General features: G+C 62.8%; 6 protein-coding genes and 3 pseudogenes. 5 read left to right on the top strand and 4 right to left on the bottom strand.

Annotated features, from left to right (window positions below; translation table 11 throughout):
* Window positions 1–687: 687 nt before the first annotated feature.
* Window positions 688–1,347, top strand: a pseudogene (locus BM419_RS28620) (IS630 family transposase); the annotation flags it as partial.
* 7 nt (window positions 1,348–1,354) lie between these two features.
* On the opposite strand, the pseudogene BM419_RS28615 reads toward BM419_RS28620, so the two are convergent.
* Window positions 1,355–1,519, bottom strand: a pseudogene (locus BM419_RS28615) (transposase); the annotation flags it as partial.
* A gap of 46 nt (window positions 1,520–1,565) precedes the next feature.
* Between BM419_RS28615 and BM419_RS32645 the strand changes: the two are divergent.
* From BM419_RS32645 to BM419_RS28600, 4 genes are all read left to right on the top strand, one after another.
* Window positions 1,566–1,757, top strand: a complete 192-nt coding sequence (locus tag BM419_RS32645; RefSeq protein ID WP_165923062.1) for a hypothetical protein — start codon at window positions 1,566–1,568, stop codon at window positions 1,755–1,757.
* A gap of 484 nt (window positions 1,758–2,241) precedes the next feature.
* Entirely contained in the window at window positions 2,242–2,955 is a 714-nt protein-coding gene (locus BM419_RS33315; RefSeq protein ID WP_348273211.1) for a Ros/MucR family transcriptional regulator, read from the top strand.
* A gap of 203 nt (window positions 2,956–3,158) precedes the next feature.
* Window positions 3,159–3,449: a hypothetical protein gene (locus tag BM419_RS32130; RefSeq protein WP_139215731.1), complete on the top strand. Its 291-nt coding sequence runs from the start codon at window positions 3,159–3,161 to the stop codon at window positions 3,447–3,449.
* Window positions 3,450–3,605: 156 nt separating this feature from the next.
* Entirely contained in the window at window positions 3,606–3,827 is a 222-nt protein-coding gene (locus BM419_RS28600) for a DUF6894 family protein (protein ID WP_091928428.1), read from the top strand.
* Between the two features lie 83 nt (window positions 3,828–3,910).
* Here the strand turns inward: BM419_RS28600 and BM419_RS28595 are convergent, their stop codons facing one another.
* The 3 genes and pseudogenes from BM419_RS28595 to BM419_RS28590 form a co-directional block, all read right to left on the bottom strand.
* Complete coding sequence (locus BM419_RS28595) at window positions 3,911–4,627, bottom strand: thermonuclease family protein (protein ID WP_244540902.1); 717 nt, start codon at window positions 4,625–4,627, stop codon at window positions 3,911–3,913.
* A 101-nt stretch (window positions 4,628–4,728) separates the two neighbouring features.
* Window positions 4,729–4,905, bottom strand: a complete 177-nt coding sequence (locus tag BM419_RS32640) for a hypothetical protein (RefSeq protein WP_170863075.1) — start codon at window positions 4,903–4,905, stop codon at window positions 4,729–4,731.
* Between the two features lie 1,032 nt (window positions 4,906–5,937).
* Window positions 5,938–6,523 (bottom strand): annotated as a pseudogene (locus tag BM419_RS28590) (IS5 family transposase); the annotation flags it as partial.
* Window positions 6,524–6,550 lie beyond the last annotated feature (27 nt).

Genomic DNA, 6,550 nt, shown 5'->3' with positions numbered 1-6,550 from the left:
TGGGCCTTGATGGCCCATGGCGGCTCCTACAGAGCTCCGGCCACGGCGTGATCGCCACGGCCTGAGGCGTCAGGGAGGCAGGGAAGGTCAGCCGAGAGGTATGGCGCAACGGTCAGAAGACGGGGTCGGGAAAACCAGTGAATGGCCAAGCGCCTCGAGCGCGCCAAAGCGACTTGGACCCGATCCGCGCTCTCCATACAGGCCAGCAGCCGTGATGATGGCTGCATCAACAGGCCGGACACACGGCAGCACCTGATCCTGCGCGCACAAATCTCTCCAACACCCCCTTGAATCCGATGGGGCGTCCACACACGGCTTTTCGCGCATGCCCGGCTGGGTCATTCATCGCATTGGTGTGTGCAGGGGTGATAAGTACCCGTAGCCAGAAGTTGCGATCTACGCCACCCGGCAATCGTCACCCGCTCATCGTGGCGCCAGCTACGGCCCGCTCGGAACGGAATTGGCGCCTCGGGCATCCGAATGCCGCAGGCGGTTGGGGCCGTGATCCTGCGATCTGCGCCGATCCGGCGCGGCGGCTTTCCGAGGCCGGGCAAGGCGGGCATGATAGGCCCGCGCCGAGCTGCTATCCATCGACACTGACCTGCACGGGCATGTCTAGTGGTCAAAACCTAACGGTTGAGTCCGTCCCGGGTTTCGGTTTGGGCTGTGTCCTGCGAGTCTGGCGGGATGCACAGCGGCATCTCCTTCTCGCTTTCTGCTTCGGATCGCCTTCGACTGGACGCCCTCGTGGCTGACCGGAATACGCCGCAGAAGCATGTCTGGCGCGCTCGCATCGTGCTGCTGAGCGCCGATGGGCTCGGGACGCACGCGATCATGCGTGAGGCGGCCGTGTCCAAGACCGCGGTCTGGCGCTGGCAGGAGCGCTTCGCGCGAGAGGGTCTCGCTGGGCTCCTTCGCGACAAGACACGGCCAGCCCGCATCCCGCCGCTCGGCCCGGAGGTTGCGGCGCGCGTGGTGGCCCTGACCCAGGCTGATCCGCCCGGCGAGACCACGCATTGGACGGCAGCTGCCATGGCCCAGGCCACATCCATCAGCGTCTCGTCGGTGCAGCGGATCTGGCGCGGGCATGGCCTGCAGCCGCATCAGGCGCGGCAGTTCAAGCTCTCCAACGACCCGGCCTTCGCCGCCAAATTGCGCGATGTGGTCGGGCTCTACGTCGATCCACCAGCTCATGCCGTGGTGCTCTCCGTCGACGAGAAGTCGCAGATCCAGGCGCTGGCCCGAACGCAGGACCCGTTGCCGATGAAGCCGGGGCAGCCCACGACGCGCACCCACGACTACAAGCGCCACGGCACCACGACCTTGTTTGCCGCCCAGGACGTCCTACGGCGTGTCATCGCTTGAGCCAGTCGAGGGCTGCGGCGAGGGAGAGGACGCCTATGAAGCTGGCGGCGGTTTTCTCGTAACGGGTTGCGACGGCTCGCCATTCCTTAAGCCTGGCCCAGAGGCGCTCGATCTGATTGCGGTTGTTGTAGATCCAGTCCGGACAGGCGACGGGGGTCGTCGAAGCGTTGCACGGCCCCGATCCAGTCGCGAATGCCACAATGCTGCACGGCCCGAGCTACCAGGCCGGTGCCGGTGCTCGCCAGCTCAGGTGTCACGGTCTGGCCGGAGAAGAAGGTCTGGTCGAAGAACTGCCGGGCCTCGTCCACCATCCGGGCAGCGACGGCGGAGCTACCGACCTCCAGAAGCTGGTCGAGCTGGAACGGGATGCGAGAGCGCCGACGCGGCGCTGAGTTTTGCAACACCGGCGCACCAAGCGCTCATTATCTCGACATGGCGCCCTGGCTTCGGCCGGGGCGCCTTTCATCGTTTCAAGCGCTCCGAACTGCGCGGTCTCTCGCGCGGAGACCGATCCCCAAGCGTAGACCCTCTCAAACCACCCGGCTCGGGCCGCGGCGGTTTTTTCGTGCGCTGGGCCGCCGCTTGCGACGCCCGAGCTCCTCCCGACTTCAGCCTCGCCGGTACCCCCGCGCGAGGCTCTTTCGTTTCATGGTTTGCGGCTGCCCGCGCCCTGCCGGCGCTGGCCTACCTCTTAGATCAGCGAAGCCGCACCGCGGGCAGTCACGGCCTAAAATGCTGTGACAGAACTTCAGCCTCTTGAATGAGGCGGACATGTCGTGCCGCATCCACCTTGATGCGTCGATTTAACCAAGCAGCTGATCTTAGAACCGGTCAATATCCAAAGTTATCTGATATTATCTCGTAGATACGCCATCGGTGTTGCTGCGTGGGTCTCCGCCCAATTCGCAGGAGGCATCATTGGACGACGCTACATCAACCTTGGCTCCCGATCAGAGCAACCTAATCGAGCTCACGGCCGATATCGTGTCCGCTTCCGTCTCGAAGAACTCTGTGCCTACATCCGAAATGCCGGCGCTTCTGTCCGCGATCCACGGCACGCTCAGTGGATTGAGTAACCCCGCTACCCCGGCTGAGTCTAAGGTCGACCGTGCCACTCCGAGCCAGATCCGGAAGTCGATCACGCACGACGCGCTGATCAGCTTCGAAGACGGCCGACCGTACAAGACCCTGAAACGGCATCTGAGGGAAGTGGGCCTCACCCCGGACGAGTGCCGGGCGAAGTGGGGCCTGCCGGTCGACTACCCGATGACCGCCCCGAGCTACTCCGAGATGCGCTCGGCCCTGGCAAAGAACACTGGCCTCGGCAACCTGCGCCGGAACGCAGCCCCCAAGGTGGCGGAGGTCGCAGAGACGATCACCGAGGCGCCCAAGGCCCGAGGCCGGAAGAAGGGGTCGAGTCGGCGTCTGCACCGGCCGAGAAGCCCACGCGCGCCCGCAAGCCGAAGAAGGCTGCTGTTGCGGCCGAGTGAGGCAGCTCGGCGTGGGGGTTGTTCATTCACCCTTTGGCCGCCACCATCTCCTCGGGCGTCCGTCTCAACAGCCGACGCCAAGCCGGGGGTGCCGCGTTGACACTACGGCCTCTGGTGAGAAGCCCGCCCGGTTCGCCGCGGCGGGCTTTTTCGTGGGCCGAGCGCTGATGCAGGCTTCTCGGCTCATCTCGGCACGCGCCGCGGCGATCGAGCCTACAGTCAAAATTGCGCGCAATTGATATAGGTTGTACACAACCGACTAAGCGGCATGCTTCGAGCTGGCGAAATTTCGGAGGCTTGGACGTGGAACCGCACGACTTTTCCAGGGCGAACGACGACAGCGAGAGACGTCTGGCTCCCGCATCTGACGCTGTGACCGACCTAATCGTCGCTTTGTCGATCTGCGCGACTTCGCTCAACCAGCTGGCCGACGAAGTAGTCCGGTGTGCGGCGTGTACGAACGATCCTGATCAGCGAGAAGACCTGTGGGCGGCCGCACGAGGCCAACGGATCCGGGTCCTCGAGGTACAGGGCATGCTGGCGGTTCTGACCAAAGCCTTCACCGAAAGCTTCGTCGGCAACGAAGGTTCATAGGCGATGGTGGCCTGCGGACGGAGCTTTCCGTGGCATTGGCTGCGGCCTACCGTCGGTCATCGTGAACCCAGGCGGCTGTGCGTATCGTCTCCGCACGTCGAACCGTTCTCGATACTCCAGGTTTGCCGCGTGGGGGATCAGACCACGGAGGCGTGAGTGTCACGCTACTTCATCAGCACCACCAACGGCCACGAAGTCGAGGGCGTCGAGCTATCCGGCCGCGGGGCATTACGCGCCCTGCTGGGGAGGACACTGACGGCGATCCTCCACGACGAATGCGCGATCGACGGGTCGAAAGAGTGCAGCGCCCGAGCCTACGACGAAGACGGCAAGCTCGTGATGCGGGCGCGGGCTACCATCGACATCACAGATCAGTAGGCCACCCCGGTTCAAGGCTGGTGAGATCGGACGCTCCCCGCCCCGTGAGCAGATCGGGGCGGGGCCGAGCGGACAATACGCGGTTAGCCGCGCGCACCTCGCCATCCGGCCGCCTTCGCCTCGTCCTCGCTGCAGAACATGCGCTCGCCGGAGCCCGTGGTGATCACGGTCCGGTCGTAATCCCTCGTCCCGGGCAGGTGGTAGATCTTGTCGCCCTTGCGCGAGATTTTGCCCTTGATCGCACAGGCGGTCTGTACGGGCGCCGGAGCAGCGGCCGGGAGTTTCTCCATCTCCGGCCGGGTCTCCACGCCGCCGGCGCGCTTGGCGCGCCTCCAGTCCGACGGTGGATCGAAGGTGCCGGCCCAAAGGCCGCGCTTCAGCGCCCTCGCGGTGGTCTCGACCCCGACGTAGTCGCGGGAGTAACGCTGGTAGGCCGTGGCGTAGCCCTGGCTCGCCATCCAGGCGTTCAGGTCTTCGTCGCCTTTCCGGCATATCGCAACGGTTCGGCCATACCGATCAGTATCGCGCGGCTCACAGGAGATAATCGCCTCGCCGATCTGGCGAGCCAGGGCGAGCGCCGCCCCTTGCCCGCACCGGTAGGACTTGCCGGCAGCGTCCTGACAAAGCTGAGCACTCTCCGGCGCGTCGATGCCGTGCAGGCGGACCCGAGTGCTGCGGATCACCACCGTGTCACCGTCCGTGACGGAAGCACGCCCTACGATCGGCTCCGCCGCCAGAACCGGACCGGAGAGTAAAACGAGGACGGCGAGAGCGTGGCGCATCGCTTTGGGATAGCTCATTCGCAACTTCCGGCAACCTCTTCCGCGAGGTCGTGCAGAGCCATAGGCGGCAGATGGCGGAGGTGGAGCAGCTTGCGCATCCGGCCGCACCCCCGCAATGGTTATGTAGCTTTGGAGCCGGCCTTCCTGCTGATAGACTCCTCGTCCGCAACGGCCCGATCTATAGCTTCGATTTCGGCCTGCACATTTTTGATGCTTTCCTGCTGATCCACGATTTTTCGGCGGTTCATCACCATCTGGTCGCGCAGCTCTTTTAAGGCATCAACCGGACTCAGCATGACGTTCCTCCTTTTGACGCGCGGAGAGTTGCGGGTGAGCTTACCTTCCCAACAAAATTGCTTTCCTTGAGGTTAATATCTCGCGTCAACTTCGATGATCTGAAACTCATGGTTCGCTCTCCAAAATTCGCTCGGCTTACCTCTGTTTCGTCACAGATATTATTGTCATTTACTTGCGACGATCCCTTCTTAGAACTCGGCGCCACCAATTGTCCGCGAGTATTGAGCGACATGCGGGGCATTGCAAAACACCTTTTATTGCCTGACATTGTAAATATGGTATCTAGGCGATCATATTGCGACTACCGAGACTCCTGAGATTTTTTGTAAAGCCATAGCCAGCCTCAGATTGACGATGGTCCGCTGACTGCTCTATTGGGTCTGAAAGCATCAACGTGCCCGCACCTCAGCAGAGCGCGGCCCGGCAGGATAGCTGCCAGCGAACGCATCGCACCAATACTAGCGGCGTCCTATTTCGCGACATCGTGCAGAAATACGGGCCTAAATGGCGAAGTCGGATTGTGGCCTTCGGAACTGATCGCCCGCTCGCGTGTCTTCCTATTACCTAAGTACCGACCCATCACAGCCCACCCGGCCTAACGCCGCGGTGGGCTTCTTGTCTTAGCTTCATCAGGAGAATGGCTTTGATACGTTTCACGGTCTCATATGCAAACAGAACAGGCGCAGTAATCACAAAACATAACACGACCCAGTCAGCGTACGAAGAAGCTCGCGAGTATATCCGCAAGGGCTACCATGATGTGATGCTAACTGATCTCGCAACTGGTTCGAGAAGCAGTTCGGCGCTTATCAAAAAAGACCTTGAACGCGTCGACGAGTTTTATCGCGATGCGCTGTAGATCGAATGCTCTGTCGCTGTCCCGCTGACGGCCAACTGCCGGCGCGAGCAAGGGATTTTTGAAGGGTCAGAACGGATTAAATATTTCACACAGGCTCCGGCTGACGGAGGGAGTCATGGATCTGCGCCAATCGCCGCCACTGAAGGCAATTTCTAAGAGTCCGTCCGAGAAGTCAGGCTAATCGGGCGAGGCGCCTGACGAGGATCATGACGGCTGCGGCGTAGAGGAAGGCTCGTGCGGAGACGAGGGTCGCTTCCGGATCCTTCCAGAGGCGTCGGTTGCGGCTGATCCAGGAGAAGAACCTCTCAACGACCCACCGGCGTGGATGAACAGCAAAGCCGACCTGATCCGGTGGCTTGCGCACGATCTCGACGGCGATGATCGTCGCGCTTGCTGGCTTGTCGCCGGCATAGCCTGCATCGGCGAACGCCTTGGCGATGAACGGGAAGGTCCGACGCGACAGGCGCAGCACCGGAACTGCTCCGTCCCGGTCCTGCACGTCGGCAGGCTGCGGATCGCGGACGAGCGCACGCCCCATCCAGGTCGACCAGCGCTTGGCGCTTGCGGACTTTGACCTTCTTGCCAGCGTCGTAGCCGCGCGGCCCGCCGCTCTCCATCGTTTTGACGGTCTGGCTGTCGAGCACTGCGGCGGACGGCGAGGCTTCCCGCCCGACACGCTCGCGATCAGCCATGACGAGGTGGTGGTTGATCCGGCCAAACAGCCCTGTGTCGCGCCAGCGGCTGAAGTAGCCGAACGTAATCGTGATCCTCCCTCGGCATCGCGG

The organism is Methylobacterium sp. yr668 (assembly GCF_900116245.1).
Classification (GTDB): domain Bacteria; phylum Pseudomonadota; class Alphaproteobacteria; order Rhizobiales; family Beijerinckiaceae; genus Methylobacterium.
Note: the sequence above shows the minus strand (reverse complement) of the source record. Positions and strands in the feature narration are given on the sequence as shown.

Bases quoted from the DNA above. Each gene is read 5' to 3' on its own strand.
- BM419_RS32640 (WP_170863075.1), bottom strand. From the start codon at position 4,905: ATGCTGAGTCCGGTTGATGCCTTAAAAGAGCTGCGCGACCAGATGGTG.
- BM419_RS32645 (WP_165923062.1), top strand. From the start codon at position 1,566: ATGCTGCACGGCCCGAGCTACCAGGCCGGTGCCGGTGCTCGCCAGCTC.
- BM419_RS28595 (WP_244540902.1), bottom strand. From the start codon at position 4,627: ATGAGCTATCCCAAAGCGATGCGCCACGCTCTCGCCGTCCTCGTTTTA.